Origin of the sequence: Pontibacterium sinense, assembly GCF_015209595.1 — a bacterium.
Lineage (GTDB): Bacteria > Pseudomonadota > Gammaproteobacteria > Pseudomonadales > Balneatricaceae > Pontibacterium > Pontibacterium sinense.
The window spans coordinates 165,355-189,647 of sequence record NZ_JADEYS010000003.1 but is presented as its reverse complement, the minus strand read 5'-3'; the positions used below and the strand labels follow the sequence as shown (position 1 = coordinate 189,647).

Annotated in this window: 27 protein-coding genes; 11 read left to right on the top strand and 16 right to left on the bottom strand. The window is 49.7% G+C overall.

Annotated elements, in window-relative coordinates; genetic code table 11:
- The first annotated feature begins 17 nt into the window (after positions 1 to 17).
- From IOQ59_RS04570 to IOQ59_RS04560, 3 genes are read left to right on the top strand one after another with little or no spacing between them, the layout of a single operon-like run.
- Positions 18 to 506, top strand: a complete 489-nt coding sequence (locus tag IOQ59_RS04570; protein ID WP_193952079.1) for a universal stress protein — start codon at positions 18 to 20, stop codon at positions 504 to 506.
- Between the two features lie 25 nt (positions 507 to 531).
- On the top strand, positions 532 to 1,425 hold the full coding sequence (locus IOQ59_RS04565) for an AEC family transporter (protein ID WP_193952078.1): 894 nt from the start codon (positions 532 to 534) through the stop codon (positions 1,423 to 1,425).
- Between the two features lie 26 nt (positions 1,426 to 1,451).
- On the top strand, positions 1,452 to 2,354 hold the full coding sequence (locus tag IOQ59_RS04560; protein WP_193952077.1) for an ROK family protein: 903 nt from the start codon (positions 1,452 to 1,454) through the stop codon (positions 2,352 to 2,354).
- A 3-nt stretch (positions 2,355 to 2,357) separates the two neighbouring features.
- Here the strand turns inward: IOQ59_RS04560 and IOQ59_RS04555 are convergent, their stop codons facing one another.
- From IOQ59_RS04555 to gyrA, 12 genes are all read right to left on the bottom strand, one after another.
- Complete coding sequence (locus IOQ59_RS04555; RefSeq protein WP_193952076.1) at positions 2,358 to 2,660, bottom strand: ComEA family DNA-binding protein; 303 nt, start codon at positions 2,658 to 2,660, stop codon at positions 2,358 to 2,360.
- Between the two features lie 83 nt (positions 2,661 to 2,743).
- A complete protein-coding gene (gene pyrF / locus IOQ59_RS04550) occupies positions 2,744 to 3,454 on the bottom strand; it encodes an orotidine-5'-phosphate decarboxylase (RefSeq protein WP_193952075.1) in 711 nt (236 codons plus the stop codon).
- Between the two features lie 23 nt (positions 3,455 to 3,477).
- On the bottom strand, positions 3,478 to 4,680 hold the full coding sequence (lapB, locus tag IOQ59_RS04545; RefSeq protein WP_193952074.1) for a lipopolysaccharide assembly protein LapB: 1,203 nt from the start codon (positions 4,678 to 4,680) through the stop codon (positions 3,478 to 3,480).
- Positions 4,670 to 4,975 carry a lipopolysaccharide assembly protein LapA domain-containing protein gene (locus IOQ59_RS04540; RefSeq protein ID WP_193952073.1) on the bottom strand — a complete coding sequence of 102 codons (306 nt, stop codon included), beginning with the start codon at positions 4,973 to 4,975 and terminating at the stop codon, positions 4,670 to 4,672. Before IOQ59_RS04540 ends, lapB begins: the two co-directional genes overlap by 11 nt.
- 38 nt (positions 4,976 to 5,013) lie before the next feature.
- Positions 5,014 to 5,310 carry an integration host factor subunit beta gene (locus IOQ59_RS04535; protein ID WP_193952072.1) on the bottom strand — a complete coding sequence of 99 codons (297 nt, stop codon included), beginning with the start codon at positions 5,308 to 5,310 and terminating at the stop codon, positions 5,014 to 5,016.
- 101 nt (positions 5,311 to 5,411) lie between these two features.
- A complete protein-coding gene (rpsA, locus tag IOQ59_RS04530; protein WP_193952071.1) occupies positions 5,412 to 7,097 on the bottom strand; it encodes a 30S ribosomal protein S1 in 1,686 nt (561 codons plus the stop codon).
- A gap of 30 nt (positions 7,098 to 7,127) precedes the next feature.
- The gene (gene cmk, locus IOQ59_RS04525; RefSeq protein WP_193952070.1) at positions 7,128 to 7,823 is read right to left on the bottom strand and encodes a (d)CMP kinase; all 696 of its coding nucleotides are present in this window, start codon (positions 7,821 to 7,823) and stop codon (positions 7,128 to 7,130) included.
- Positions 7,823 to 10,036 carry a bifunctional prephenate dehydrogenase/3-phosphoshikimate 1-carboxyvinyltransferase gene (locus IOQ59_RS04520; RefSeq protein WP_193952069.1) on the bottom strand — a complete coding sequence of 738 codons (2,214 nt, stop codon included), beginning with the start codon at positions 10,034 to 10,036 and terminating at the stop codon, positions 7,823 to 7,825. The genes cmk and IOQ59_RS04520 overlap by 1 nt, the downstream gene beginning before the upstream one ends.
- A complete protein-coding gene (gene hisC / locus IOQ59_RS04515; protein ID WP_193952068.1) occupies positions 10,033 to 11,136 on the bottom strand; it encodes a histidinol-phosphate transaminase in 1,104 nt (367 codons plus the stop codon). The genes IOQ59_RS04520 and hisC overlap by 4 nt, the downstream gene beginning before the upstream one ends.
- Before the next feature lie 12 nt (positions 11,137 to 11,148).
- Entirely contained in the window at positions 11,149 to 12,240 is a 1,092-nt protein-coding gene (pheA, locus tag IOQ59_RS04510) for a prephenate dehydratase (protein ID WP_193952067.1), read from the bottom strand.
- Between the two features lie 22 nt (positions 12,241 to 12,262).
- Positions 12,263 to 13,348: a 3-phosphoserine/phosphohydroxythreonine transaminase gene (gene serC, locus IOQ59_RS04505; protein ID WP_193952066.1), complete on the bottom strand. Its 1,086-nt coding sequence runs from the start codon at positions 13,346 to 13,348 to the stop codon at positions 12,263 to 12,265.
- 62 nt (positions 13,349 to 13,410) lie between these two features.
- Entirely contained in the window at positions 13,411 to 16,041 is a 2,631-nt protein-coding gene (gene gyrA, locus IOQ59_RS04500; protein ID WP_193952065.1) for a DNA gyrase subunit A, read from the bottom strand.
- A gap of 271 nt (positions 16,042 to 16,312) precedes the next feature.
- Here gyrA and ubiG point away from each other — a divergent pair, with 271 nt between their 5' ends.
- Genes ubiG through IOQ59_RS04485 form a run of 3 tightly spaced genes read left to right on the top strand, consistent with a single transcriptional unit; the run spans position 16,313 to position 18,478 of the window.
- Positions 16,313 to 17,041, top strand: coding sequence for a bifunctional 2-polyprenyl-6-hydroxyphenol methylase/3-demethylubiquinol 3-O-methyltransferase UbiG (gene ubiG / locus IOQ59_RS04495; protein WP_193952064.1), 729 nt, complete (start codon positions 16,313 to 16,315; stop codon positions 17,039 to 17,041).
- Positions 17,042 to 17,047: 6 nt separating this feature from the next.
- Positions 17,048 to 17,725 carry an HAD-IA family hydrolase gene (locus IOQ59_RS04490; RefSeq protein ID WP_193952063.1) on the top strand — a complete coding sequence of 226 codons (678 nt, stop codon included), beginning with the start codon at positions 17,048 to 17,050 and terminating at the stop codon, positions 17,723 to 17,725.
- Between the two features lie 12 nt (positions 17,726 to 17,737).
- A complete protein-coding gene (locus IOQ59_RS04485) occupies positions 17,738 to 18,478 on the top strand; it encodes a YciK family oxidoreductase (protein ID WP_193952062.1) in 741 nt (246 codons plus the stop codon).
- A 72-nt stretch (positions 18,479 to 18,550) separates the two neighbouring features.
- On the opposite strand, the gene rluB is transcribed toward IOQ59_RS04485, so the two are convergent.
- The 4 genes from rluB to IOQ59_RS04465 all read right to left on the bottom strand — a co-directional run bounded on the left by rluB (position 18,551) and on the right by IOQ59_RS04465 (position 21,574).
- Positions 18,551 to 19,396, bottom strand: a complete 846-nt coding sequence (gene rluB / locus IOQ59_RS04480) for a 23S rRNA pseudouridine(2605) synthase RluB (protein ID WP_193952061.1) — start codon at positions 19,394 to 19,396, stop codon at positions 18,551 to 18,553.
- Between the two features lie 125 nt (positions 19,397 to 19,521).
- Positions 19,522 to 19,908, bottom strand: coding sequence for an H-NS histone family protein (locus tag IOQ59_RS04475; RefSeq protein ID WP_193952060.1), 387 nt, complete (start codon positions 19,906 to 19,908; stop codon positions 19,522 to 19,524).
- A gap of 148 nt (positions 19,909 to 20,056) precedes the next feature.
- Positions 20,057 to 20,674, bottom strand: coding sequence for an L-threonylcarbamoyladenylate synthase (locus tag IOQ59_RS04470; RefSeq protein WP_193952059.1), 618 nt, complete (start codon positions 20,672 to 20,674; stop codon positions 20,057 to 20,059).
- A gap of 48 nt (positions 20,675 to 20,722) precedes the next feature.
- The gene (locus tag IOQ59_RS04465) at positions 20,723 to 21,574 is read right to left on the bottom strand and encodes a PHP domain-containing protein (protein WP_228050682.1); all 852 of its coding nucleotides are present in this window, start codon (positions 21,572 to 21,574) and stop codon (positions 20,723 to 20,725) included.
- A 65-nt stretch (positions 21,575 to 21,639) separates the two neighbouring features.
- Here IOQ59_RS04465 and IOQ59_RS04460 point away from each other — a divergent pair, with 65 nt between their 5' ends.
- The 5 genes from IOQ59_RS04460 (at position 21,640) to IOQ59_RS04440 (ending at position 24,121) form a co-directional block, all read left to right on the top strand.
- On the top strand, positions 21,640 to 22,185 hold the full coding sequence (locus IOQ59_RS04460; protein ID WP_193952058.1) for a septation protein A: 546 nt from the start codon (positions 21,640 to 21,642) through the stop codon (positions 22,183 to 22,185).
- Positions 22,186 to 22,200: 15 nt separating this feature from the next.
- Positions 22,201 to 22,500 carry a YciI family protein gene (locus IOQ59_RS04455; protein ID WP_193952057.1) on the top strand — a complete coding sequence of 100 codons (300 nt, stop codon included), beginning with the start codon at positions 22,201 to 22,203 and terminating at the stop codon, positions 22,498 to 22,500.
- A 161-nt stretch (positions 22,501 to 22,661) separates the two neighbouring features.
- Complete coding sequence (locus IOQ59_RS04450; protein ID WP_193952056.1) at positions 22,662 to 23,276, top strand: OmpA family protein; 615 nt, start codon at positions 22,662 to 22,664, stop codon at positions 23,274 to 23,276.
- A gap of 51 nt (positions 23,277 to 23,327) precedes the next feature.
- A complete protein-coding gene (locus IOQ59_RS04445) occupies positions 23,328 to 23,765 on the top strand; it encodes a DsrE family protein (RefSeq protein WP_193952055.1) in 438 nt (145 codons plus the stop codon).
- The gene (locus IOQ59_RS04440; RefSeq protein ID WP_193952054.1) at positions 23,762 to 24,121 is read left to right on the top strand and encodes a rhodanese-like domain-containing protein; all 360 of its coding nucleotides are present in this window, start codon (positions 23,762 to 23,764) and stop codon (positions 24,119 to 24,121) included. Before IOQ59_RS04445 ends, IOQ59_RS04440 begins: the two co-directional genes overlap by 4 nt.
- The last annotated feature ends 172 nt before the right edge of the window (positions 24,122 to 24,293 follow it).

Here is a 24,293-nt window from a genome sequence, read left to right as displayed (position 1 = left end):
CAGCAGAGGAATTAACGATGGCACTTCCAGCGATGAACACCATCCTGTACACCACGTCCTTAGGCAAACACACCCGCCCGGTTTTCCGTCACGCGGTAAACCTGGCCAACCAGTTCAACGCTAAAATCGTCATGCTGCATGTGGTTGAGCCTATCGGCGAACTGGGCCATGCACTGATCCAGAACTATCTGGATGAAGACCTGGTTAAGAAAATGCACGATGAAGGTATCAATGCGATTAAAGACCAGATGCGTGAACGTGTTGCCGCATTTTGCGAAGATGAACTGGCAAGCTTACCGACCCCTGTCGAGCTGAACATCGAACACGTTGTCATTGAAGGTAATCACACCGACTCTATCCTGCGTGAAGCAAATATTATCAGCGCAGATATGATCGTAATCGGCTCTGAGAATACCTTTGGTCACCATAGTCATACCTCTCAGCAAGTGGTCAAAAGCGCGAAAGTCCCGGTACTTGTGGTACCTACTGGTAAAAAGTTCGCCTAATTTGATCCCCTGAGGACACACCGTAATGGAAGACACTTCACTAGCACTCGTAGAACGTATCTTTCTCACGGTGTTTCCTCTGGTAGCCATTGTATCGGTTGGCTTTTTTTATGGCCGCGCTCGTAAACCCGATATGGCCGCCGCAAACCAGATCAACATGGATCTGTTTTGCCCGGCTCTGATCTTCTCCGTACTGTCATCTAAGTCATTTGATCTCGCCACCTATCAGAATCTGGCAATTGGTGCGGCTATAGTCGTATTAGGTTCTGGCCTGTTACTTTGGCCGCTGTGCCGCATTATTGGCGTCAAAGCAAAAACGTTTTTGCCACCAATGATGTTCAGTAACAGTGGTAACCTGGGTTTGCCACTGATCGTACTCGCGTTCGGTGAAGAAGCCCTGCCGGTTGCGGTACTGCTTTTCCTCATCGAGAACACCCTGCATTTTTCAGTCGGTGTATACCTGCTTGACCATCGCACCCACCCGGCATCGCTGTTCAAGATCCCAATGATACAAGCATCGATACTCGGCCTGGTTTGGAGTGCATTTGATCTCCCATTACCCGAAGCGGTAAATACCTTCATTAGCATGCTCGGCCAGGTATCAATCCCATTAATGCTCTTTGCGCTGGGTGTGCGCATGATCAGCGTCGATTTCAGCAAATGGCGTATCGGTATCCTCGGTGCACTGCTCTGCCCGATCAGCGGCGTAATCATCGCACTCTGCCTGCAGCCCATCCTGCAACTCACCGAGATACAACTGGGTTATCTTATTCTGTTTGGCGCGCTCCCGCCTGCAGTGCTCAATTACATGGTTGCCGAACGTTACAATCAAGAACCGGAGCAAGTTGCCTCCATCGTATTACTGGGTAATATGGGAAGTCTGATAACGATTCCTTTAACGCTGGCCTTTGTTTTATAGGGCTGCTTTTAGACGGATAACAGACGATGCGTATCGGTATAGATCTGGGTGGCACTAAAATTGAGGCAGTCGCTCTGGATCAACATGGTGATACCCTGTTCCAGAAACGCATAGCAACACCTCAGGGTAATTACCACGCAACACTCAATCAAATCGTTTCGCTGGTGTCTGAAATTGATCAGACATTCGGCACACGCGCTCCGGTCGGGGTTGGTATACCCGGCACCATTTCACCAGCGACCGGGCTGGTCAAAAATGCCAACTCCACCTGTCTGATAGGACAACCTCTGGATAAAGACCTCAGCGCACGTTTGCAACGACCGGTGCGATGCGCCAATGATGCAAACTGCTTTTCCCTATCCGAAGCCTCTGACGGTGCTGCAGCCGGCGCCAGTTCTGTATTCGGTGTGATTTTAGGGACGGGTGTCGGCGGCGGACTGGTGATCAATCAGCAGATCGTTTGCGGACCCAACTCCATCAGCGGAGAATGGGGGCATAACCCGCTACCGTGGCCTAGCAGCAGCGAAGCCGCTATCCCGCCCTGTTACTGCGGTCGACAAGGCTGCATAGAAACCTGGCTGAGTGGTCCGGCCCTAAGCTTGCAATATCAGAAACTGAGTGGTGAAACACTTCGTTCAGAAGAAATCTGGCAACGGGTAAGTACAGGTGATCCTCTGGCACAAGCCCTGAGCCAGCAGTACTACCGCCGCTTAGCGAAAAGCCTGGCGACAGTAATCAACATGATTGATCCGGAGATCATTGTTCTGGGAGGTGGGCTTTCCAAGGTAAGTTCGTTATATGAAGCAGTACCGGCACTGTGGCAACAGTATGTTTTCTCAGATACGGTTGTTACTCGTTTAGTACCTGCCAAATTCGGCGACGCCAGTGGAGTTCGCGGCGCCGCCTGGTTGTGGCCAGACCAGCACTAAACGTTATTGCTTAGGTTGAACCTGCGATTCAACGCCAACCATCATCAGGTGACGGTTTTTGTTGAGTGTTGCCGCACCAATTCCCTTTACCTTAACCAAGTCATCTATCCGAACAAACGGGCCATTCAACGTCCGGTAATCGAGAATCGCTAATGCTTTTTTCATACCGATACCGGATAACGTCGTGGCAATTTCTTTGGCTGACGCCGTATTAAGATCAATTGCGGGCGGAGCCGCAGTCACAGAAAGGGAAAAGCAGAACAACAGGGTCGCGAGCAACGCCCGCAGCGGGTTTAGCAGTGTCATAGGGAAACCTCCATGTAGACACGGGACATGAAAAAGGCCGGTTAATCCATAACCAGCCTTATCTTTTTATCAGAATGCAGCGATCAGAGCAACGGCGCGATCTCGGCTTCTATATCAGCTAATGCCTGTACCGGCTCGCCTGCCTGAGTGATCGGACGACCAATCACCAGATAGGTACTGCCAGCTTCCAGCGCTTGAGACGGCGTCATAATGCGCTTCTGATCACCGACTGCGGCATTTGCCGGACGAATCCCCGGCGTCACCAGTTGGAAATCAGGAGAGATAACATCACGCAGAGGTTTAACCTCTTGCGCAGAGCACACAATACCATGCAGTCCGCTTTCTTCTGTTAGCTTGGCCAGGCGCTTGACCTGATCCAGCGGCTCGATGTCCAAACCAATATCAGCCAGATCCTGACGTTCCATGCTGGTCAACACTGTCACACCGATCAACAACGTATCAGAGCCATTCACCTGCTCTAACTCGTTACGCGCGGCTTCCATCATCCGGCGGCCGCCACTTGCATGCACATTAACCATCCATACGCCCAACTCAGCAGCCGCGCGCACCGCTTTCGCAGTGGTATTAGGAATGTCGTGGAATTTCAGATCAAGGAAGACTTCAAAACCCAGTGCATGCAGAGCCTCGACCACCGCAGGTCCACTTCGGGTAAACAACTCTTTTCCCACTTTTACCCGACAGCGGGCTGGGTCCAGACGTTTCGCCATTGCCAGCGCTTCAGCCTGACTTGGGTAATCGAGCGCAACAATAACGCGCTTGGAATCTTTGATCATTAAAGCTCTCTCAGAATTAACTATTACTCGCCTTCCAGGCCCTGTATGGGTTTCGTTGTACTCCACTTTTTACAGGAGGGGCACTGCCACAACAGGGATTTCCCAGAGAAGCCACAATTATTACAGCGATACACCGGCTTGGATAGTTCTAACTGCCCGGTCAAACCGCGCAACACTCTTAGACTGTCACGTGCGCTTTCCGCCCCATGCTCAATATGCATATCAATCAGGCGATTGAAGCCTTTAACCGATGGACGCTTTTTCAACTCTTCCGTGATAAAGCTTCCCGCAACATAAAGCCCCTGCTCGTCTTTGATCTGCTCGGCCACCGCGAGTGTGACACTGGTAGAGGGCGCGTTCACCATGCATCGTTTCAAATATGCATTGAGTTCCTTTTCCGCCGCCAGATGATCATAGCAACGACGCAAGAGATCCAGCGTTTCCGATACAAATAACGGGTCACGATCGACCGCCAGTTTCAGATGTTTTATTGCAAGCTTCCACTGCGACTGATCCATCGCGATACGTGCGCTAATTAAACAGCTTCTAATACCATTGGGATCATAGATTTCGCTACGACGCAGATACCCCTGAGCCTCCTTGTACTGGTGTCGGGCAATCAATGCCTCAGCCAGCTCGCAACAATAGTGCGCTAATTCCCGACTGAGCAGCTTACGCTCATCCGTCGCTAACTGATCCGCAGCAGTCAGCGCCTTTTCCCATTCCGCTTCTTTTTCATACAGGGAGATTAGCAGTCGCTGCGCTTTCACTAACGTTTCACGCATGGGGCGCTGTCGAATAATCTCCAGCAACAGGTTCTCAGCACGATCCAACAGGCCGATCGCATAATAGTCACGTGCAAGTGCCATTTGTACACGCAAAAACTCACTGCGATCCAAATCCGGACGGGCCAGCAAGTTCTGATGAATCTGAATAGCGCGATCAACATCACCTTTACGGCGAAAGAGTTTCGCTAAGGCTATGTGGGCAGGAATAGTATCAGAATTGACTTCAAGCGCTTTGATGAAGCTTTCGATTGCCTCATCAGTGCGCTCGTTCAGCAAGTAGTCCAGCCCGGTAAAATAATCCCGACTGATATTGCTGTATAACCGTTTACTTTGCTCTTTACTACGCTCTTGTCGCTCACGTCGTCCTAACCACCAACCCACTGCAACCGCTATAAACAGCGGAACAATCAGCAGGTAATTGTCGACTTCAGGCGGCATTCTTTAAGCCAGCTGTTCTCAGCTGGTCCAACTCCTTCTGAGCGTTAGTAACACGACGGCGTTCTGCACGCAGTCGGGTACGCAACAGTAAAACACTCACAACGCTAATCGCCATACCCAGCACACCACCCAAAATAAACGTGGCAACTAACCATAACGACAAACTTGCTTCAGGCAGCTTGAGCAGTACCAGATCGACTGTCACCAGCTGAGTGTTGTTGATCGTGAACATCACGCCCACAAATAAAAACAGCAGACATAGCAATCCAAGGATTGCGCCTTTAATCCAACGCACTTCACTAAACCTCTTTTATGAACAGCATTCGGGAAACGTTATACGCCTTCTTCTAAGCTGGAGTTTACCTGTTCTCTAAGCTCCTTGCCCGGTTTAAAGTGTGGAACATGCTTTGCCTCAAGTTCCACTGACTCGCCCGTCTTTGGGTTCCTTCCAACACGCGGGGCCCGGTAATGTAGACTAAAACTACCGAAACCTCGGATTTCAATCCGATCACCGTGGGACAATGCTTCAGTCATCTGATCAAGCATTGCTTTCACCGCCAATTCTACATCCTTTACCGACAACTGGTCATGTCGATCAACCAAACGTTCTATCAATTCTGATTTGGTCATGGCTAGCCTCTGGATTTTCGCTTCACTTCTCTATGTCGCTATGACGTCCTAGGCAACAGGCCCTATAAATGAAAGAGGAGAGCGATGCTCTCCTCTCAGAATCAGGATTTATCCTTGTTCATCTGCGCCTTGATAAGATCACCAATGGTGGTCGGACCAGACACATCGACAGATTTCTGATTCACGGACTGCATTGCCGCTTTATCTGAATGCATTTCAGCGTGTTTCACTGAAATATTGATCACTCTGTTACGGCGATCAATGCTGGTAATCAGCGCACTCACTTCATCCCCAACGCTATAAGCGCTGGCTATATCGTCAAGACCTTCGCGGCTCGCATCCGATGCTTTTAATATTGCGTCCACACCTTCAGCAAGCTCAACTCGAGCCTGTTTGTTCTCCAGTTCACGGACGATGCCGGTCACTTTACTGCCTTTGCTATTCTGATCCACATATTCAGCAAACGGATCGGATGCCAATTGCTTGAGTCCCAAAGCAATACGTTCCCGCTCAGGATCCACTGAAAGAACCAAAGCATCGACCTCATCGCCTTTGCTAAAGCGCTTAACAGCCACATCGCCAGACTCATCCCATGACAAGTCTGATAGATGCACAAGACCATCAATACCGCCGTCCAACCCAATAAACACACCAAAATCGGTAATCGATTTAATCTTACCGCTGAGGCGATCACCTTTTTTATGCGTCTCAGAAAACTGCAACCATGGGTTAGGCTTACACTGCTTCATACCCAGGGAGATACGACGACGTTCCTGGTCAATATCAAGAATCATGACCTCAACTTCGTCGCCAATCTGTACTACTTTGGACGGATGAACGTTTTTATTGGTCCAGTCCATCTCGGAAACATGAACTAAACCTTCGATACCAGATTCGATTTCGGCGAAACAACCATAATCTGTGAGATTGGTAATTCGCGCAGCAACCCGACTGCCAACGGAGCACGTCTTCTGAAGCTTGGTCCAGGGGTCATCGGCAAGCTGTTTCAGACCAAGAGATACGCGGCTCCGTTCCCGATCGAAACGCAACACCTTAATATCGATCTCTTCACCGATCGTCAGCACTTCACTTGGATGTTTTACGCGTTTCCAGGCGATATCCGTGATATGCAGAAGGCCGTCCACACCACCCAGATCGATGAATGCACCGTAATCGGTCAGGTTTTTCACGATACCTTTGACGACACTGCCTTCTTCAAGCTGCTCAAGTAGTTTTTCACGTTCGATATTGTAAGCGGCTTCCAGAACGGCACGGCGGGAAACGACAATGTTATTCCGCTTGGCATCGAGTTTAACTAACTTAAACTCAAGATCCTGACCGGCCTCAAGATGGGCTGTGTCACGCGTTGGGCGGACATCAACCAATGATCCAGGCAGGAAAGCCTGAATGGTATTTATACTAACTGTGAAACCACCCCGCACCTTGCCGGTGATCGGTCCGGTTACAACCTGATCCTGCTCAAACGCTTTCTCAAGTTCTTTCCAGGCTTCTGCACGTTTGGCTTTTTCGCGGGACAGGACGGTTGATCCAAAACCATCCTCTACCGCTTCCAGTGCTACCTGAACTTCATCACCTTCAGTGATCGTCAGCTCACCCTGGTCGTTCAAAAACTGTGCTTTAGGGATAACTCCTTCAGATTTGAGACTCGCGTTTACAACCACGAAATCACTATCGATAGCGACAACCACGCCGGTCACGATAGAACCGGGAGCCATATCCAGATCCTGTAGGCTCTCCTCGAAAAGTTCTGCAAAACTTTCGTTCATAGCTGTACGATCCTCACTATCTCATCAGGGTTAACGGAGCCCTTTGTGTCGCACCTCTTCCATTACCGCTGCGAGTACTTCATCGATCGTAAGCTTAGTCGAATCAAGCACAATAGCGTCTTGAGCTGGCTTTAGAGGTGCTACAGCACGGTTCATATCACGCGCATCTCGGGCTTTTATATCCTCTAATATAGCTTGAAGACTAGCACCCAGTCCCTTGTTAATCAACTGGTTATAGCGACGGTCAGCGCGTTCCTCTGCACTGGCATCAAGGTAAATTTTCAACGGGGCATCTGGGAAAACAACGGTTCCCATATCTCGTCCGTCGGCAATCAAACCCGGTTCAGTCGCAAACGCCCGCTGACGATTCAACAAGGCTTCACGTACAGCAGGAATTGCGGCAACAACCGACGCATCCCCTCCAACCTTTTCCGTACGGATCGTATCGGTCACTTCCTCACCTTCAAGGACGATACGGATACCATCAGAACCTTCAACCGCATTAAACTGAACATCTAAGTGCTCCGCCAATACCGTTAATGCCTCAGTATCATCCAACTCTACACCGTGATGATCAGCCGCCAGTGCGACTAATCGATACAGCGCACCACTGTCCAGCAAATTCCAGCCTAGCTCTTTCGCCAACAGCTGACACAACGTGCCTTTGCCTGATCCACTAGGGCCATCTACCGTGATGACACTAGCTTGTTCGTGTACAGAGGACATCAGCTGTCTCCCTCATTGACGTTCAAACCAACTTCCTGAGCAAGGTCTACGAATGTAGGGAATGATGTCGCCACATTTGCGCAGTCATTAATTTTAATCTCACCACTGGAACGCAATGCTGCAATGCTGAAGGACATTGCAATACGGTGATCGCCATGCGCAAATACTTCTCCGCCGTGCAACTGACCGCCTCGAATGATCGCACCATCCGGCGTACCTTCGATATCAGCGCCCAGTGCTTTCAGTCCATCAACCATCACCTGAATACGGTCACTTTCTTTGACCCGCAACTCTTCAGCACCGCTTACAACAGTCTCACCTTCAGCACAGCACGCAGCGATAAATAGTGCAGGGAACTCATCAATGGCGAGCGGTACCTGATCTTCAGGAACCTGAATACCTTTCAACGGCGCATAACGGATATGGATGTCAGCAACCGGCTCACCACCCACTTCACGTTCGTTCATCAGCTCCAGGTCTGCGCCCATCAGTTTCAGGATGTTTAACACGCCCACTCGGGTTGGGTTGATGCCCACATGCTCCAGCGTCAGATCAGATCCTGGCGTGATTGCCGCAGCGACCAAGAAGAACGTGGCAGAAGATATATCTGCTGGGACGTCAATCTGGGTGGCGGTCAGAGTGCCACCACTGGTCACGGATACTTTACTACCGTTCTGTGCAACAGCGTACCCAAAGCCTTGCAACATACGCTCCGTATGGTCGCGAGTCGGCGCTGGCTCAGTCACGGAAGTGACACCGTCTGCATACAGTCCAGCCAGCATCAGGCAGGACTTTACCTGCGCACTCGCCATCGGCATTTCGTAGCTGATCGCTTTGAGGTCACTACCACCTTTAATTTTCAGCGGCGGGCGACCACCCTCTCCACTTTCGATCTGAGCGCCCATCAAGCGCAGTGGTTTTGCCACGCGCTCCATCGGTCGCTTACTCAGTGACTCATCGCCACTCAACTCAGTATCAAACTGCTGAGCCGCCAGTAAACCTGACAACAGACGAATGGTTGTACCCGAGTTACCTACATAAATAGGTCCCGGAGGGGCCTGCAATCCGTTCAGACCAACGCCATGGATACGAACCTTGCCTTGATTAGGGCCTTCGATCACAACCCCCATATCACGGAAAGCCTGAAGGGTTGCCAGTGCATCTTCACCTTCTAGGAAACCACTCACCTCTGTAATACCGTCAGCCAGAGACCCCAGCATGATGGAACGATGAGAAATGGATTTGTCGCCCGGTACTCGGATGGTACCGGTAACAGAACCGCCTGGTTGTGCACGGAAAATTACATTTGAAGTATTCATAGTTTGAGATGATGCAGTATCTGAAAGAATTCGGGAAAAATGTTCACGGGCTGCCTGAGCACGGGTGAATGTGCCTAGCATCATGTCGCCGTTGCCCTGTTCGATTGCGCTGCGCAACCGGGCCAGCCCTGCTGTAAATCGGTCCAACTGCCTCAGCAGCGGTTCTTTATTTGCCAAACAGACATCGTGCCACATGGTTGGGTCACTGCCGGCAATACGGGTAAAATCACGGAAACCACCCGCTGCGTAACGAAAAATATCCAGGTTCTCCTCTTCCCGCGCCAGCGTATCAACCAAAGAAAACGCCAGAATATGGGGAAGATGGCTTGTCGCCGCCAACACTTCGTCGTGCCGGGCCACATCCATCATCAATACCTCAGCGCCTGTAAAGCGCCACATCTCTTCAACACGGGCTGTAGCCTCGGCCGAAGAATTCTGCAGGGGCGTCAGTATGACTTTATAACCATTAAAAAGTTGTGAATCTGCTGCGGCCACACCACTCTTTTCTGACCCGGCAATCGGATGTCCGGGTACAAACCCTACAGGCAAGCGCCCAAAAACACGTTCTGCGGCTTCAACCACATTGCCTTTGGTGCTACCGACATCCGTTAAAATCGTTGAAGGCGTCAGGAAAGGCTTGATCTGTTCCAGCACGGCTTCAGTTGCCTTAACCGGAACAGCGAGCACCACCAGATCGGCACTGGAGACCTCTTCCGCTAAGTTTTCGGCCATCGAATCGATCACCCCCAGACGCAGGCCTTCCTGCATCTCACGCTGATCGCGATCAAAACCAACCACATTTGCACAGGCACGTTGCTCGCGTAACGATTTAGCCAGAGAACCACCGATCAACCCTAGCCCAATAACCAGCACTTTATTCAAAAAATGACTCACGCAGATAACACCTTAGCCAGAGCATCCAGACAACGCTGATTCTCTTCCGGCAGCCCGATACTGATTCGCAAATGATTGGGCATTCCGTAATTGGCTACCGGTCTCACAATCACCCCTTGATGCAACAACGCCTGATAATACTCTGCCGCATCTTGCTTCATATCCACCGTCAGGAAGTTACCCGCTGATGGTATCCATTCAAGCTCGAGCGCCGCTAAGCCGCACTCCAGTTGAGCCATTCCCGCGGTATTTAACTGTACAGATCGTTTCAGGTATTCCTGATCAGACAACGCAGCCACCGCAGCACTCAGCGCAATGGAGTTCACATTAAATGGCTGGCGAATACGATTTAGCAGATCGGTGATCGCTTCATTCGCCACCGCAAACCCGACGCGTAACGCGGCCAGACCATACGCTTTGGAGAAAGTACGGGTAACCACGAGATTGGGATACTGAGCCTGCAGCAGCAAGCCATTCGGAAAGTCATCTAACGCGACATATTCGGTATACGCTTCATCCAGCACAACCACGACGTGTGCAGGTACTTTCGCCAGAAAGGTCTGCAGCTCACTGTCGGTCAACCAGGTGCCGGTAGGGTTGTTCGGGTTTGCAATAAAGATCATCCGGGTACGATCAGTAATCGCATCCGCCATCGCATCCAGATCATGCCCCCAGTTTTTTGCGGGTGTGACGACCGCTTTTGCCGCTAGGGCTTGTGTAACCAGCGCATACACCACGAAGCTATATTCGGAATAAATAACTTCATCACCGGGCTGGATAAACGTGCGACCGAGCAGATCCAGAACATCATTGGATCCATTTCCCAATGTAATTCGGGACGACTCTACACCTAGTTCGGTCTCCAGCGCCTGCTTTAACTCAAAGCCATTACTATCCGGATAGCGACTCAAACCAGCGACAGATGCACTGACAGCACGAGTAACGCTTGCACCCGGCCCCCGAGGATTTTCGTTACTTGCAAGCTTTACGATATTGCTGATACCCAGCTCACGCTCGAGCTCTTCTACCGGCTTGCCGGGTAGGTATGGATGCAGCCCTTGAATACCAGGAACAGCTAACTCACGAAAATCACAACTCATAGCGGATACCTTTTAGAGCACGGCACTGGGATAAGAACCCAACAGTTTCAGTTCTTCACTGACAACGGCCAGTTCGTTCAACACTTTCTCTACGTCTGTGTCCGAACTATGCCCTTCAAAATCGATATAGAACATACAACCGCTGTTCATAGAACGGGTTTCAACCCGAGTCAGACTAATCTGATTCCGGTAAAACGGCTCCAGCAACTGATACAGGGCACCCGGCTTGTTTTTACTGGAAACCAGAATAGACGTTTTATCTACACCGCTGCTCTCAACAACCTGATTACCCACGATCAGAAAACGTGTGCGATTGTCCGGTTGATCTTCAATGTTACGCTCTGCAATATCCAGCTCATACAACTCAGCCGCCATATCACCCGCGATGGCGGCTATAGTGCCATCGCTGCCGACCAGCATACGTGCGGCTTCACCGTTTGAGCTAACCGCAACGCGCTCCGCATCCGGCAGGTGGGTGTCAAGCCAGGCGCGACACTGGGCTAGAGATTGATGATGTGCAACGACGCGTTTGACCTCTTTACGATCACCATCCTGCTTCAGCAGAAGGTGCTGATGAACAGGCAGTTCGACCTCTCCACAGATCGTCACATCATAGCGTTTGAAGAGATCTAAAGTGTGATTAACAATGCCTTCTGAAGAGTTTTCAATCGGCACAACACCGTAATGAGCATTGCCAGACTGCACTTCACGAAACACATCGCTGACCGAATTAAGCGGTACGCTTTCAGCAGAGAGGCCAAAATGTTTAAGCGCAGCCTGCTGAGTGAAGGTCCCGGCAGGACCCAGAAAAGCCACCCGCATCGGTTTTTCCAACGCCAGACAAACCGACATTACCTCACGAAACAAGCGAGCAACATCTTTGTCTGGTAGCGGCCCCTCATTACGCTCCATCACGCGGCGCAGTACTTGCGCTTCACGCTCTGGACGATAAAACACAACATCAGAGGCACCCTGATATTTCAGTTTCACCTCTGCCACCTGTTGTGCGCAGGAGGCCCGTTGATTCAGCAGTTCATGGATCTGCTTATCGATGGAGTCGATCTGCTGACGCAGAACGCCAAGTTCCTTTTCCTGATCACTCATATCAAACTCTTCTGTCTTATTTTCAGGCGGTATGTTCTGCGGCAAAACGTTTCATGTATGCGATCAGAGCATCAACTGAGCTTTCCGGTACGGCGTTATAGATGCTGGCACGCATCCCACCAACAGAGCGGTGCCCCTTAAGATTCAGCAAACCAGCATCTTCAGCACCTGCCAAGAAAACTTTGTCCAGACTATCATCTGCCAGAGTGAAAGGAACGTTCATCCAGGAGCGACCATTTTTGGCAACCGGGTTGCTGTAGAAACCGCTATTATCGATGTAATCGTACAGTTTCGCCGCTTTACGCTGATTCAGCGCAGATATGGCATCCAGACCACCCTGTTCTTTCAACCACTTGAATACCAACCCAGCCAGATACCAGCCAAAGGTCGGCGGGGTATTCAACATCGAATCTGCTTCAGCATGTACGGTGTAGTTGCACATCGTCGGCGCACTGTCCGTACATTGACCCAACAGATCTTCGCGGATAATCACAACAACCAAACCGGCAGGGCCAATATTTTTCTGCGCACCGGCATAAATCATCCCAAACTTACTCACATCCAGCGGACGCGATAAAATATTGGAAGAAAAATCGGCAACCAGAGGCACATCACCTGTCTCGGGAATGTAATCGAACTCCAGGCCACCAATCGTTTCATTTGGTGTGTAATGCACATACGCTGCTTCAGGGTCCAGTTTCAGATCCGCTTGCGCAGGTAGCGTCGTAAAGTTGTCTGCTTCAGAGCTGGCAACCACGTTTACATCACAGAACTTCTGGGCTTCTTTGATCGCTTTCTTAGACCAGACACCCGTATTGATGTAATCCGCTTTCGTTTTATCACCCAGCAAATTGAGAGGGATCAGGCCAAACTGCGCTGTCGCGCCGCCTTGCAAGAAAATCACTTTATAATTATCTGGAATCGACAACAGATCACGCAGATCCTGTTCCGCCGTTTCCGCCACAGCGATAAACTCTTTGCTCCGGTGGCTCATTTCCATGATGGAAAGACCGTTACCCTGCCAATCCATCAACTCTTTCTGAGCGACGTCCAGTACAGCTTCCGGCAATGCTGCCGGGCCAGCGCTAAAATTATGCTTACGAGTCATAGTAATTTTGCTTAAACCATCAGTGTACAGATAAAAAGTGCGGCCATAGCCGCACTTTCATTTTATGCGTCGTCAGACGCGTCCGGGGTATCAACAGCCGCTGCAGGTTCAGCAGCAGGCTGTTCAGCATTGCCATCCTCGGCTGCTTCCACCTCGTCTTCGGGTTCATCCGGCTCTTCAATTCGCGCCAGTCCCACAAGGTTTTCATCTTCAGCCACTCGGATCAGGGTAACCCCTTGCGTATTGCGTCCCAGCTCAGAGATCTCTTCGGTACGGGTACGTACCAGCGTACCCTGATCACTGATCAGCATGACATCATCGCCATTGAAGACCTGCACGGCACCCGCCAGATCACCATTACGCTCAGACCACTGTTGAGCGATCACACCCTGGCCACCACGGCCTTTAACCGGGAAGTCGTCAATGTTGGTTTTCTTACCGTAGCCATTCATGGAGGCGGTCAGAATCACACCACCTTCCTGCGGGATAATCAGCGCAATGACACGATTTTCTTCCGCCATACGAATACCGCGAACACCACGGGCAGTTCGACCCATCGGACGCACATCGTTCTCGTCAAAACGCATCGCTTTACCGGCGCTGCTGATCAACATCACATCGTCACTACCATTAGTAATGGCGGCACCGACCAAACGATCCCCTTCATTCAGATCCAGGGCAATCAAACCGGATGTACGCTGACGGGAGAAGGCACTCAGTGTTACTTTCTTAACCGTACCCAGCTCAGTCGCCATAAAGACAAAGCGATCATCGCTGTATTCGTTAACAGGCAGAATTGTCGTAATACGTTCGCCCTCTTCCAAAGGAAGAATATTAACGATTGGACGACCACGCGCAGTACGACTCGCCTGAGGGATCTCATATACCTTCAACCAGTACACTTTACCGCGGCTGGTGAAACACAGAATCGTGTCGTGGGTATTGGCCACCAACAGGTGTTCGATGAAATCTTCGTCTTTAACCGAGGTCGCCGATTTACCTTTACCACCACGGCGCTGAGCCTGGTAGTCCGCAATCGGTTGCGTCTTCGCATAACCACCATGAGAGATGGTCACAACCATATCTTCTTCGGTGATCAGGTCTGCCACGGTCAAATCCTGACGGGATGCCATGATCTCAGTACGACGTTCATCTCCGTACTCTTCCAGAATCGCTTCGAGCTCTTCGCGAATCACTTCCATCAAGCGCTCGTGAGAGCCGAGGATTTTCAGCAGTTCTGCGATTTTCTCTAGCAGTTCCTGATACTCAGCGATCAGTTTTTCGTGCTCGAGGCCAGTCAGGCGGTGCAAGCGCAGGTCCAGAATCGCCTGGGCTTGCGCCGGGGAAAGATTGTAACGACCATCGCGCAGGCCAAACTGGTCTTCCAGCTCTTCAGGACGGCAAGCATCCTCACCAGCACGCTCCAACATAGAAACCACATTCCCCGGTTCCCAAGCCGTTGCGATCAAGCGTTCTTTCGCTTCTGCAGGTGTTGGCGACGTTTTGATCAGTTCGATAATCGGATCAATATTCGCCAGCGCAATGGCCAGACCTTCGAGAAGGTGACCACGCTCACGCGCTTTACGCAGTTCGAATACGGTCCGACGGGTCACAACCTCACGGCGGTGACGGATGAAGTTCTCCAGCAAAGACTTCAGATCCAGTGTACGCGGCTGACCATCAACCAGAGCTACAACGTTGATACCGAACACACTCTCCATCTGGGTCTGTGTGAACAGGTTATTCACAATAACCTCAGGCACTTCACCACGACGGAGTTCGATAACGATGCGCATGCCGTCTTTATCAGACTCATCACGCAGCTCGGTAATACCTTCCAGCTTCTTCTCTTTAACCAGCTCCGCGATCTTTTCGATCAAGCGTGCTTTGTTTAGCTGATAAGGGATTTCAGTAACAATGATCGATGGCTTACCACGTGAATCTTCTTCCACATGATGTTTTGCACGTACGTAGATGCGACCGCGCCCCGTGCGGTACGCCATCAGAATGCCGGCACGACCATTGATAATGCCGCCGGTTGGAAAATCCGGTCCCGGAATGTATTCCATCAACTCGTCAACGGTCAGATCACCGTTTTCGATCAACGCGATACAACCTTTAACCACTTCGGTCAGGTTATGCGGAGGAATATTGGTCGCCATACCTACAGCGATACCCGCAGAGCCATTCACCAGCAAGTTAGGTACGCGGGTAGGCAATACATCCGGAATCTGTTCGGTGCCGTCGTAGTTAGGAACAAAATCGACGGTTTCTTTCTCTAAATCGGCCAACAGCTCATGGGAGATCTTGTCCATTCGGATCTCGGTGTAACGCATCGCCGCAGCGGAATCACCGTCTACCGAACCGAAGTTACCCTGACCATCAACCAAGGTGTAACGCATGGCAAAATTCTGGGCCATACGAACAATAGTGTCATATACCGCACTGTCACCATGAGGGTGGTATTTACCGATTACATCACCAACCACACGTGCAGATTTCTTATACGGTTTGTTCCAGTCATTGTTCAGCTCACTCATCGCGAAAAGTACGCGACGATGCACTGGTTTCAGGCCGTCCCGAACGTCTGGGAGCGCACGGCCCACGATGACACTCATTGCATAATCCAGATAGGACTGCTTGAGCTCATCCTCAATGTTAACTGGCAAAATCTCTTTGGCTAGATCACCCATTCACTATCCTTCGATCAGCTAGTCCGGCGACTGAATGCGCCGGCTCTCTATAACCGGACGAGTATACCACAAAGGAATCACAAATCCTGAAAAATGAAGACATTAGGTAGATATACCTGAACGGACAAAAAACGCTCCTACGGGCTTAGAAAGCGTCTCAGAGCCATTCAACAAATCGAGATCACATCTAACCCTCTTCCATTTTCCGTGCTATGCGCGTCACGAAGCCAATGATAAAATAGCTGCTTACCTATGGAGATTTGCTGTAATCATGAGCACTCAAAGCCACGCCGAACACGTCAACGTTGATCACGATGAAATCGCCAAGTTTGAACAACTGGCCAGTAAATGGTGGGACCGCAACAGCGAGTTCAAACCGCTGCATGACATCAACCCTCTCAGAGTGGGCTTTATCGATCAGATTGCCCGCCTCGTCGATAAGCAAGTACTCGATGTAGGTTGTGGCGGCGGAATTTTGTCTGAATCTATGGCTCAGCGCGGTGCAACCGTTATGGGTATCGATATGGGTGAAGCGCCACTTAAAGTCGCTAAACTCCATGGCCTGGAAAGCGGCGTACAGGTGAACTACAAACAGATTCCTGTCGAAGAGCTGGCCGCACAACAGCCCGAATCGTTTGATGTGGTGACCTGCATGGAGATGCTGGAACACGTGCCTGATCCGTCCTCTATTGTTCGTGCCTGCGCCCAGCTGGTTAAACCTGGCGGCTATGTCTTTTTCTCTACGCTGAACCGCAATCCAAAAGCTTATCTGTTCGCTATCATGGGTGCAGAACAGATTCTGAAGCTGGTTCCTAAAGGCACACACGATTTCCAGAAATTCATCCGCCCATCAGAACTCGGCAACTGGATACGCAAAAGCGGCCTGCAAAGCCTTGAGATGACAGGGCTGGTTTACAACCCACTGACCAAAGCGTATCGCTTGAATCCGAAGGATGTTGACGTCAATTACATGATCGCAACCCGTAAACCTGCAGAGTAAGCCATTATGAGTCAGCCACTTGAGGCCGTACTCTTCGACCTTGACGGAACGGTTTTAGATACCGCGCCGGATTTCCACTGGGTGGTCAATCAGCTACTTGCAGAAGAAGGTCTTGAGCCGGTATCACTGGAATTTCTGCGCGAGCACGTCTCAAATGGCGCTCGCGCTATGGTCTGCGCAGCCTTTGAAATCGATATTACAGACAGCCGTTTTACTACCCTTCATCAGCGCATGCTATCTCTGTACCTGCAGCATCTGGATGTTGATACGATCCCTTTCCAAGGCATTAGCGATCTGCTCGACTGGCTGGAGCAGCACCAGGTACCCTGGGGAATCGTGACGAATAAACCGGAGTTATACACAACCCCGGTCATGGAAGGACTGAACTTACAACACCGCGCTAGCAGCATTATCTGCCCGGATCACGTCACTGAGCGCAAGCCACACCCTGAGCCTCTCTTTCTGGCTTGCACACAAATTGGCTGCCTGCCAGAAAATACGCTGTATGTAGGCGACCATATTCGGGATATCGAAAGTGGACGACGCGCAGGCATGAAGACAATTGCCGCAGGATACGGTTATATCGATGCTGACACCGATATCAGAAGCTGGGCAGCAGACCATTATGTTGACTGTGCCTCCGAGATAAAGCCACTGCTACAATCACTATACGCATTACAATAAGGAACGGGACCCATGTTTGATTATCAAGCCCCTGAACAACTGCTTGCAGGCCGTATCATTCTGGTAACCGGCGCAGGCGATGGCATTGGCCGCGCAGCCGCAAAAAGCTATGCGGCCCATGGTGCAACTGTTGTCCTGCTTGGACGCACACTGGATAAACTGGAAAGCCTCTACGATGAGATCGAAGCTGCGGGTTATCCACAACCCGCCATTGTTCCTCTCAATCTCGAAAGCGCGACGGAACATGAATATATGGAGCTGGCGAATACGCTGGAGCAGGAGTTCGGGCGCCTCGACGGCTTACTGAACAATGCCAGCTCACTCGGCGTACGGACAGCTATCGAGAATTATGATCCGTCAATCTGGAATCAGGTTATGCAGGTCAACGTGAATGCTTCTTTTATGCTGACGCAGGCACTGCTTCCACTACTGCACGAGTCTTCTGACGCATCCATCGTCTTCACCTCATCCGGTGTTGGTCGTAAAGGGCGTGCCTACTGGGGTGCTTACGCTGTTTCCAAGTTTGCAACAGAAGGCTTCATGGAAGTACTCGCAGACGAGCTCGAAAATACCAGCCCGATCCGTGTGAATTGCATCAACCCTGGTGCAACTCGTACACAGATGCGGGTAACGGCCTACCCAGGCGAGCCGCCACAGACAAATCCAGCACCAGCAGATATTATGCCGGTATATCTTTACCTGATGGGTGCCGACAGCAAAGAGATCAATGGACAGTCTCTTAACGCTCAGTAACGATTGCCCTGATCGACACAAATAAAAAAGCAGCCTGATGGCTGCTTTTTTATTCGAATGACTAATGAGGCATTAGTCTTCGGTACGCTTACGGTCTTCAGAGCGACGAGTGCGCTGACGCTTGTAGCGTCGCTTCATCTGATCCTTTTCAGCAATCGACATCGGACGTGACTTTTTAGGCGTCACCTCCATCATTTTACTCAGCTCCTTGACCTCTTTTGGCGTCATTTCACGCCAGGTCCCCGCACGCACATCACTCGGCAAGAAAACCGGTCCATAACGTACTCGCTTCAGACGACTGACCTGTAGCTCCTGTGATTCCCACAGTCGACGCACCTCTCGGTTGCGCCCTTCCATAACAACACAGTGGTACCACTTATTGGCACCTTCGCCATCGAAGTACTGCACATCTGAAAAGCGCGCCATACCATCGTCAAGCAACACACCTTCAGTTAACGTTTTCAGCGTTGCCTCTGAAACATCACCTAAAACACGCACGGCGTATTCACGATCGATATTTGCTGACGGGTGCATCAATGCATTCGCCAACTCACCATCCGTGGTAAACAACAGCAGTCCGGAGGTATTAATATCCAGACGTCCTATGGCGATCCAGCGACCTTCTTTCAGCGGCGGCAAATGACGAAACACCGTTGCCCTGCCTTCCGGATCATGCCGGGTGCAGATCTCACCGACGGGTTTGTTATAAATAAGTACACGTCGTGCCGCGTCTTTTCCAAACACCAGTTTTGCATCGTGACCATCAACTTTCACCACATCCTGTGGGCCAATACGGTCACCTAAGGTCGCTTTTTCGTTGTTAACGATAATACGACCATCTTGTATCCAACGCTCCATCTCACGACGTGAGCCAATTCCAGAGCGCGCCAATACTTTATGTAGCTTTTCATCAGCCATGTTCGACGCTCCAAGCATAAATGGGTAGTAGCACGGGATCTGCGCAGGATGCAAACCCCAAAATAATAAAAAAAGCCCGCAAGGAACCTTGCAGGCTTTTCTATTCTATCAGAATCGGAAGCGATTTATTTGATCAGGCAGTCTTCTTTTGTGTTGCCCTGATCAAAGAACTTCTGGAAAGCGATAGGCGTGCGACCGCGACCAGACCATTCATGGGTACCATCTTCATCCGTAATTCGGTATTTAGGCTGTACTTTTTTCTTAGGCGCTACATCAATAGAGCCCAACAGGTCTTCCAGATCGATACCCGCATCTTTCATAGTCTGACGGATAACATCAATTTTTTCTTCTCGCGCCTGCTTCGCTGCTACAGCTGCTTCCTCTTCCGCGCGCTTGTCCTCAGCAATCTCTTTCAGATCCGCCAGAACTTTTTCAATTTCAGCAACAGACAGATCAGCGCAATGCTTGCGCAAGGAGTTTTTACGAGTCAGCGTTTTAAGGAAATCGGACATTTTTCTAATCACCAGTAATTCAATATAAATACGTGCTTATCTTTATAGTTAAAAGAATAGAAAAAATCCAAAAAAAAATCCAAAAAAATTAAAATATTTTTGTTGTTTTCTCTATAGCGAATTTTTTCAATCCAAATGCTATAGAAAGTCAGAAACCAGCCAACGATCCAGCACCTTCACGTATTATTTCAGGAAACTCTTCAACCAAATTTACAACAGTCGTTGCTTCCATCCCGCAATAACCACCATCGATAACCAGATCAACTTCGTGCTGTAACGTTTGACGAATTTCATATGGATCCATCATCGGCTCAGATTCATCGGGTAATATAAGCGAGGTACTCATAATTGGTTCACCCAACTCACGCATCAATTCAAGCGCAATTGGATTTTCCGGAATCCGCAAACCAATCGTGCGACGTTTTGGATGAAGTAACCGCCGCGGAACTTCTGTAGTCGCCTTTAATATAAAAGTGTAAGCACCTGGCGTGTGTGACTTTAAAATGCGGTAGGCCTGATTCCCCACTTTTGCATAAGTGCCAATTTCACTCAGGTCACGACAAACCAGCGTAAAGTTATGCTTGTCATCCAGACGCCGGATACGCTTAATTTTCTCAAGCGCATTTTTATCCCCCAAATGACAACCCAATGCATAGGCGCTATCAGTAGGATAGACAATGACACCACCACGATGAATGATTTCAACGGCCTGTTTAATCAGGCGTTGCTGAGGGTTATCTGGATGTATTTGAAAGAACTGGCTCACGGCAGTTATCCACGTCGATTATTTACTGCCAGTTTAACGTGATATTGCTCAAGCCTGAAGTAACTTCGATAAAACGTGCCGTGACAAATCTTTTACTGGCGGAAATTTACCAACATCTGTCCAGCCGTGAGAAGGAGAATGAAAGTCACTGCCCGCAGACACCATTATGTCCATCTTCCTTGCTAATCGCTCAAGATCCGCCTGATGATTAGGAGAAATACCCGTATACGAAACTTCAATTGCAGAACCACCTGCTGCTACAAAATCGTTAACGACCGCTCTAATTTTTGTAAACGTCATTTTATATTTAGTCGGATGAGCCAACACAGCCTCCCCGCCAGCGCCATTTATTACAGAGATCGCTTCTGTAAATGAAGGCCAGTCCATTTTCACATCACCGGCTTTTCCCGTCCCTAAATACAGTTTAAACGCCGCCTGCTCACTATTCACTACTCCCATATCAACCAGCGATTTAGCTATATGCGGGCGCCCAACAATTGCACCAGCAGAATTTTCTTTCACCGCAGAAAACAATGGCTCACGTGATACACCCTGCTTTACAAGACGCTCACATATTTTATCAGCTCGTGCCTGTCTTAAGACATCCAGATGCTCGAGATATATGTTCAAATCCCGATCATTCTCATCGACACCCAAACCAATTATATGTAGCACCCGATTGTTCCAGCTGGCCGTCAACTCCAAACCTGGAATTATCTGAATCGTCGGATCTGCCTTCGCTATGAGCTCCTTAACACCTTTCAGAGTGTCATGATCAGTCAAGGACAGCACCTCAACGCGACGATCTATCGCTCTGGCAAGCAATGCCTCGGGGGACAATCGACCATCTGAGGCCGTACTGTGACAATGGAGGTCATATTTTGGGAATAGTATGGACATGAGTATTTATAACTTACCTGAGCAACTTTATACTTGAGACTTAACTCTGACAGACAGCAGATGCGATGAAACTACTACTCGACTTCCTCCCCGTCATCATATTCTTTGGCGTCTACAAATCAACTGATGACATAATCTTAGCAACTGCTGTACTTATTCCAGCGACCTTGCTTCAGATGTTGTACACCTGGATTCGTTCCCATAAGATCGAAAAAATGCAGTTGGTTACCCTGGCGCTGGTTGTCCTACTCGGCGGTGCAACCGTCATTTTTCAGGACAAAACATTTATCCAATGGAAACCTACCGTCGTAAACTGGCTGTTTGGCGCTGCTTTTTTGGGTAGCCAATTCATCGGTAGCAAACCCATTGTACAGCGTTTGATGGAGAGCAACCTTGAGCTGCCTGCAATTGCCTGGCGTCACCTGAACATCGCATGGGTGATATTCTTCATCGTCATGGGTGTACTTAACCTTGTAGTTGCATACAATTTCAGCGAAGAGATTTGGGTTAACTTCAAACTATTTGGCATGCTGGGGCTGACGTTAGTCTTTATTCTGGCACAAGGAATGTATCTTTCCCGCCATATTCAAAATACAGACAACCAAGATTAGAACCGGAGTACTGCCGTGTATTACGCAATTATTGCCGAAGATGTAGCAAACAGCCTGGAAGACCGTCTCAAATCCAGACCGGATCACTTGGCACGACTAGAAGAGTTAAAGCAACAAGGACGACTCTTTGCAGCAGGCCCACTACCCGCAATCGACTCGGAAGATCCTGGTGAAGCAGGCTTTACTGGCAGTCTGGTGATTGCTGAGTTTGAGTCTTTAGAAGCGGCTAAAAGCTGGGCCGATGCGGACCCTTACTTCGCAGCAGGCGTCTACGAAAAGGTTACCGTAAAACCCTATAAAAAAGTGTTACCCTGACTAAAGAAGGGTTCCTTTTAAGATTTAATTCGCAGTAGTATTACATCAGAACTTCCTTAATTAGCTTAACTTAAACAAACTGTTCAGTATAAGTTAAGCGCGGACAAGGTGTACTGCGCATACTGCAATAAATATCATCCGCCATGTACAAGGAAAGAAAAATGAAAAAGATCGCAATCGCTTCCGGCATTCTGCTTGCTGCTACTGCAGCTGCAACCGTTCAGGCACACCCGGAGAACGAAGGCTACGCTACAACCACGGCAGAGACCGTATGGCGTACCGGTTTCGGTGACTGCTGGCGTCACGGCTTCTGGAAAGAAGACAACGCGATTAAGGGCTGCGATGGCTACAAAGAGCCTGTGGCTGCAGCACCTGCTCCTGCTCCTAAACCAACACCAGCACCGGCACCTGCTGTTAAAAACATGCTGGTAAGTGAAACTCATATCGTTTATTTCGATTACGATAGCAGCGAAGTTAAAAGCGTTGCAGAAATCACCGCATATGTTTCCAGCCTGACTAAGCTGAAAAGCATCTCTCTGAGCGGTCACACTGATAAATTCGGTGCAAACGATTACAACATGGCGCTTTCTCGCAAACGCGTAAATGCAGTGGCTGAAGCGCTGACAGCAGGTGGTGTTAACCCTAACCTGATCCTGACTGACTACTCCGGTGAAGCGAACCCTGTTAAAACCTGCGAAACCGATACTAAAGCGTGTCTTGCAGAAAACCGTCGCGTTGAAGTAACCATCAACGGCGTGAAGCAGGTTAAGCAATAATCTGTTTGGAGGGACCAACACGGTCCCTCCTCTAACCAGAAAACGACGACTATGAAACCACTACAGCGATTACTGACCACCTTTATTCTGTTTATTGGCCTGACTTCGAATGCGACCGCTGAGAATTATCAGGAACAAAAGGTTGTTTACCATATGAACTATGGTGACACCCATCGTATTGCAGAAACGATGGTGAATATCAGCAATCATCTCGGTGAAGTGGGGGAAGGTCGCATCGATATTAAGGTTGTGGTGCACGGTAAAGCTATCGAATATTTCGTTGCAGCAGCAGAAGACGAAGCCAAGCAGATAACGCTGGATTCACTTCGCTTAAGAGACGTGCAGTTCATTATCTGCGGCAACTCACTCGACGGCTACAAAGTAACACACAAAGACCTATATGAAGTAGAAGAGGAGGATGTCGTCCAGGCCGGTCTGCCTACGATTATCGATCTTCAGCAAAAAGGCTACATTTACGTTCGCCCATGAAACTTCCTCGCTGGTTAGACTGGTTGCCTTTTGGGCATGTCCCTGAAATCAATCCGAACCAACTTCCCTGCGACCCTCTCGAAGTTTCAGATCATTTTCAATTGATTGATGTCCGTAGCCATACTGAATGGCAACACAGCCATATTCAAGGCAGTATTAATCTCCCGCTGCAGCGCTTTTCACTTTCAGCCCCGGAGCTCGACTCAGTACATAAACCTATCATCTGTATTTGCCTGAGCGCACACCGAAGCACCCCTGCCGTTAGAAAGTTACGTCGGGCAGGCATCGAGGCATATGAGCTAAAAGGCGGTATGTTGAACTGGTGGCGCTTAAAACTCCCCACTGAAAAAAACTAATCTACGCACCCGCTTCCTTTGATAGAACCACATCCTACTTGCAGTCATAGTTATCTTTATGAGCCAGTGAACATGTCCGAGAATTTTTCGGTGGGCAATAAAAGCGCTATATGTGAGAAAGGAAACGCAGTGGAATATTGAGCCCTTCACAAGCTACCTGACAAAACAGAAC

Coding starts and splice junctions, on each gene's coding strand:
- IOQ59_RS04450 (WP_193952056.1), top strand. CDS start 22,662: ATGAAAAAGATCGCAATCGCTTCCGGCATTCTGCTTGCTGCTACTGCA.
- IOQ59_RS04560 (WP_193952077.1), top strand. CDS start 1,452: ATGCGTATCGGTATAGATCTGGGTGGCACTAAAATTGAGGCAGTCGCT.
- IOQ59_RS04475 (WP_193952060.1), bottom strand. CDS start 19,908: ATGTCCGATTTCCTTAAAACGCTGACTCGTAAAAACTCCTTGCGCAAG.
- lapB (WP_193952074.1), bottom strand. CDS start 4,680: ATGCCGCCTGAAGTCGACAATTACCTGCTGATTGTTCCGCTGTTTATA.
- IOQ59_RS04490 (WP_193952063.1), top strand. CDS start 17,048: ATGAGTCAGCCACTTGAGGCCGTACTCTTCGACCTTGACGGAACGGTT.
- IOQ59_RS04565 (WP_193952078.1), top strand. CDS start 532: ATGGAAGACACTTCACTAGCACTCGTAGAACGTATCTTTCTCACGGTG.
- IOQ59_RS04465 (WP_228050682.1), bottom strand. CDS start 21,574: ATGTCCATACTATTCCCAAAATATGACCTCCATTGTCACAGTACGGCC.
- IOQ59_RS04555 (WP_193952076.1), bottom strand. CDS start 2,660: ATGACACTGCTAAACCCGCTGCGGGCGTTGCTCGCGACCCTGTTGTTC.
- serC (WP_193952066.1), bottom strand. CDS start 13,348: ATGACTCGTAAGCATAATTTTAGCGCTGGCCCGGCAGCATTGCCGGAA.
- rluB (WP_193952061.1), bottom strand. CDS start 19,396: ATGGCTGATGAAAAGCTACATAAAGTATTGGCGCGCTCTGGAATTGGC.
- IOQ59_RS04570 (WP_193952079.1), top strand. CDS start 18: ATGGCACTTCCAGCGATGAACACCATCCTGTACACCACGTCCTTAGGC.
- ubiG (WP_193952064.1), top strand. CDS start 16,313: ATGAGCACTCAAAGCCACGCCGAACACGTCAACGTTGATCACGATGAA.
- hisC (WP_193952068.1), bottom strand. CDS start 11,136: ATGAGTTGTGATTTTCGTGAGTTAGCTGTTCCTGGTATTCAAGGGCTG.
- gyrA (WP_193952065.1), bottom strand. CDS start 16,041: ATGGGTGATCTAGCCAAAGAGATTTTGCCAGTTAACATTGAGGATGAG.
- IOQ59_RS04535 (WP_193952072.1), bottom strand. CDS start 5,310: ATGACCAAATCAGAATTGATAGAACGTTTGGTTGATCGACATGACCAG.
- IOQ59_RS04460 (WP_193952058.1), top strand. CDS start 21,640: ATGAAACTACTACTCGACTTCCTCCCCGTCATCATATTCTTTGGCGTC.
- pyrF (WP_193952075.1), bottom strand. CDS start 3,454: ATGATCAAAGATTCCAAGCGCGTTATTGTTGCGCTCGATTACCCAAGT.
- pheA (WP_193952067.1), bottom strand. CDS start 12,240: ATGAGTGATCAGGAAAAGGAACTTGGCGTTCTGCGTCAGCAGATCGAC.
- cmk (WP_193952070.1), bottom strand. CDS start 7,823: ATGTCCTCTGTACACGAACAAGCTAGTGTCATCACGGTAGATGGCCCT.
- IOQ59_RS04485 (WP_193952062.1), top strand. CDS start 17,738: ATGTTTGATTATCAAGCCCCTGAACAACTGCTTGCAGGCCGTATCATT.
- rpsA (WP_193952071.1), bottom strand. CDS start 7,097: ATGAACGAAAGTTTTGCAGAACTTTTCGAGGAGAGCCTACAGGATCTG.
- IOQ59_RS04440 (WP_193952054.1), top strand. CDS start 23,762: ATGAAACTTCCTCGCTGGTTAGACTGGTTGCCTTTTGGGCATGTCCCT.
- IOQ59_RS04445 (WP_193952055.1), top strand. CDS start 23,328: ATGAAACCACTACAGCGATTACTGACCACCTTTATTCTGTTTATTGGC.